At 76.7% G+C, this 3,281-nt stretch carries 5 protein-coding genes; 1 reads left to right on the forward strand and 4 read right to left on the reverse strand.

The features are described 5' to 3' along the window. The 4 genes from KIK08_RS38210 to KIK08_RS38225 all read right to left on the reverse strand — a co-directional run. The coding region (locus tag KIK08_RS38210; protein ID WP_408004793.1) for a hypothetical protein at positions 1-258 on the reverse strand (258 nt) is incomplete at its 3' end. Then, the gene (locus KIK08_RS38215) at positions 255-929 is read right to left on the reverse strand and encodes a response regulator transcription factor (RefSeq protein ID WP_214408191.1); all 675 of its coding nucleotides are present in this window, start codon (positions 927-929) and stop codon (positions 255-257) included. The genes KIK08_RS38215 and KIK08_RS38210, both read right to left, overlap by 4 nt. 41 nt (positions 930-970) lie before the next feature. Continuing rightward, positions 971-1,123: a hypothetical protein gene (locus KIK08_RS38220; protein WP_214408192.1), complete on the reverse strand. Its 153-nt coding sequence runs from the start codon at positions 1,121-1,123 to the stop codon at positions 971-973. After that, positions 1,120-1,506 (reverse strand): hypothetical protein, encoded by a 387-nt coding sequence (locus tag KIK08_RS38225; RefSeq protein WP_214408193.1) that lies wholly within the window; start codon positions 1,504-1,506, stop codon positions 1,120-1,122. Before KIK08_RS38225 ends, KIK08_RS38220 begins: the two co-directional genes overlap by 4 nt. Positions 1,507-1,795: 289 nt before the next feature. Here KIK08_RS38225 and KIK08_RS38230 point away from each other — a divergent pair, with 289 nt between their 5' ends. Next, positions 1,796-2,983, forward strand: a complete 1,188-nt coding sequence (locus KIK08_RS38230) for an NAD(P)-dependent malic enzyme (protein WP_214408194.1) — start codon at positions 1,796-1,798, stop codon at positions 2,981-2,983. Positions 2,984-3,281 lie beyond the last annotated feature (298 nt).

Consider the following 3,281-nt stretch of genomic DNA (forward strand, 5'->3'; position numbering starts at 1 on the left):
GACGGCCGCCCCGCGGATGCCGACGGCGCCGCCGGGGCCGTCGACCGCCTGCGCGGCCAGCACGTCGGCCTGCCGCCCGAGGGTTGCCTGGGTGACCTCTCGGGTGGTGGCGGCGATGAGCCGGGTCGACACGAGCCCGGCCACCAGCACCGCCAGCGCCGCCACCAGCAGGCACCCGGCGGTGATCCGGGACGTCAGCGACCCGCGCCCGCGGGGCACCCGCAGCAGCCGGGTGGTCGCCCCGTCGGCCGCGGTCACGGCGTGCCGGCGGCGTAGCCGACGCCGCGCACGGTGCGGATCGGCGCGCCCGGCCCGAGCTTGGCGCGCAGCTGCGCGACGTGCACGTCGACCGTGCGGGTGCCGGCGCCGGTCGCGTAGCCCCACACCGCGCCGAGCAGCTGCTCGCGGGTGAAGACGCGGTCGGGCGCGGCGAGCAGGTGGGCCAGCAGGTCGAACTCGGTCGCGGTGAGCGCGACCGCCCGCCCGTCCACCGACACCCGCCGGCTGCCGGGGCGCAGCACCACCGGGCCCAGCGCCAGCTCGGCGTCGGCGGCGGGGCGGGGCCCGCTGCGCCGCAGCACCGCGCGGACCCTGGCCACCAGCTCGCGCGGGCTGAACGGCTTGGTCACGTAGTCGTCGGCGCCCATCTCCAGGCCGAGCACCCGGTCGACCTCGTCGTCGCGGGCGGTCACGAACAGCACGGGCACGTGGTCGCCGGCCGCGCGCAGCCGCCGGCACACCTCGACGCCGTCGAGCCCGGGCAGCCCGACGTCCAGGACGACCGCGACCGGCCCCAGCCGCCCGGCCGCGGCCAGCCCGCCGGGGCCGTCCCGCTCGACGTGCACGCCGAACCCGTCGCGGCGCAGGTAGCGCCCGACGAGGTCGGCGATCGCCGGGTCGTCCTCCACGACCAGGACCAGACCGGTCATCGCGCCCCCCGCCGTCGACCCGACCAGGCGATCGTGCCCGATCAGCCGTCCCCGCCGGTGCCCAGGTCGCGCTCGACAGCGTCCAGCACGGACTCGACGTCGCCCAGCGGGTCGGCCGCCGGGGCCGGCGGGTCGGCCCGGCAGCCGCCGAGCAGCGCCGCCGCCACCGCCAGCGCGGCCGCGGCCTGTCTCACCCGCACTTCTCGGCCCGGAACGCCTCGATCCGCCGTTGCGCGTCGGCCAGCCGTTCGACGGCCGCGGGACGGCGGTCCAGCCGCTGCTGCAGCCGCTCGGCCTGCTCGGTGCGCCCGGCGTCACGGGCCTGCTGCAGCCGCTCCCGCAGCGCGGCCGTCGAGCCGGGCCGGTCCGCGTCGGCGGCGATCCGCTCCTGCACCCGCGCGATCCGGTCGAGCAGCCGGGGGATGCGCTCCTGGCACACCCACGCCGACTGCTCGGGGGTCAGCGTGATCGGCGGCGGGGTCGGCTGCGGGTCGTCGGCCAACGCCACACCGCCGCCGGCCACCAGCATCGCCGCCGTCCCCACCGCCACCGCGATCGCGCGGAAAGCCCTGGTCATGGTGTCCCTCCCGGTCCCGGTGCCCGGTCGGTCGCCGGGCACCGACGACGGTGCCGGAGCCGGGTGCAGCGATCGTGCGGGGAATGTTCGGATCGGGTAAGGGCGATCGGCGGCTACGATGGGTCCGCACCCGACAGCCGAACCTCGTCGGCGCGTGCCGCGCGAACCCGCGGCGTCGCCCCGCGAGAGGCCGTCCGGCACCGCGGACCAGGGCGAAACCCGGCAGCGGTGCACGGCGAGCAGCGCCATGGGGCGCTACCCACCAGCACCGTATGAGAAAGCCCTTCACATGACTGTCGTCCCCGACCGCATCACGACCGCCCCGGCCAGCCGTGACGAGATCTTCCAGGCCCACCGCGGTGGCAAGCTGGCCACCGGGCTCACCGCGCCGCTCTCCGACGCGCGTGAGCTGGCCATCGCCTACACCCCCGGCGTCGCCGACGTCAGCCGGGCCATCGCCGCCGACGCCGCGCTCGCCGACCGCTACACCTGGGCCGGCCGGCTGGTCGCCGTGGTCAGCGACGGCACCGCCGTGCTCGGCCTGGGCGACATCGGCCCGCGCGCCGCGCTGCCGGTGATGGAGGGCAAGTCGGCGCTGTTCAAGGCGTTCGGCGGGCTCGACTCCATCCCGATCGTGCTCGACACGACCGACGTCGACGAGATCGTCGAGACGCTGGTGCGGCTGCGGCCCAGCTTCGGCGCGGTCAACCTGGAGGACGTCGCGGCCCCGCGCTGCTTCGAGTTGGAGCGCAGGCTGGTCGAGGCGCTCGACTGCCCGGTCATGCACGACGACCAGCACGGCACCGCGATCGTGCTGCTGGCCGCGCTGCGGGGGGCCTGCGAGGTGCAGGGCCGCGAGCCGGGCGAGCTGCGGGTCGTGGTGTCGGGGGCGGGAGCGGCGGGGGTCGCGTGCGCGCGGATCCTGCTCGCGGCGGGCGTCTCCGACGTCGTCGTGCTCGACTCGCGCGGCGTGCTCGTCCCGGGTCGCGACGGCGTCACGGGGGAGAAGGCGGCGCTGGCCCACCGCACCAACCCGCGCGGGGTCACCGGTTCGCTGGCCGACGCGCTGCGCGGCGCCGACGTGTTCGTCGGGCTGTCCGGCGCCCGGCTGCCCGAGGAGCTGCTGGCGACCATGGCCCCCGACGGGATGGTCTTCGCGCTGTCCAACCCCGACCCGGAGGTGCACCCGGACGTGGCGGCCCGGCACGCGGCGATCGTGGCGACCGGCCGCAGCGACTTCCCCAACCAGATCAACAACGTGCTGGCCTTCCCGGGGGTGTTCCGCGGTGCGCTCGACGCCGGCGCCCGGCGCATCACCGAGGCGATGAAGCTGGCCGCGGCGGAGGCGATCCTCGACGTCGCCCGCGACGACCTGGCCGTCGACCGGATCGTGCCCAGCCCGTTCGACCCGCGTGTCGCGCTCGCCGTGTCGGCGGCCGTCGCTGCCGCTTCGGAGCCGGGGGGCGACGCTAAGTGATCATCGGTACGGCCGCTGACCTGCATCGACTCGACTGACCGCCGACCCACCCCGGCCCATTCGGCCTAGCTGTATCACTCGGGTGGACTAGTCCGGCGTGATGGGGGCGAATCCCGCGGATCGTCACGCATGCGGCATCGTTGACCCCGGTGAGCGACGAAACGGGCCGGGAGGTGCACGTGGGCGACATCGGATCGCACCTCGACCGGGCCGTCGTCGCGCCGCCCGTCGCCCCGCTCGCCGGGGCGGCGGGCCTCGAGGTCGCGGCCGCCGGGCCGCGACCGGTGGGCATCCGGCT

It is taken from the genome of Pseudonocardia lacus, assembly GCF_018531445.1.
GTDB classification, from domain to species: Bacteria; Actinomycetota; Actinomycetes; order Mycobacteriales; family Pseudonocardiaceae; genus Pseudonocardia; species Pseudonocardia lacus.

Excerpts from the sequence above, each read along its gene's own strand:
- KIK08_RS38215 (WP_214408191.1), bottom strand. The coding sequence starts at position 929 with ATGACCGGTCTGGTCCTGGTCGTGGAGGACGACCCGGCGATCGCCGAC.
- KIK08_RS38225 (WP_214408193.1), bottom strand. The coding sequence starts at position 1,506 with ATGACCAGGGCTTTCCGCGCGATCGCGGTGGCGGTGGGGACGGCGGCG.
- KIK08_RS38230 (WP_214408194.1), top strand. The coding sequence starts at position 1,796 with ATGACTGTCGTCCCCGACCGCATCACGACCGCCCCGGCCAGCCGTGAC.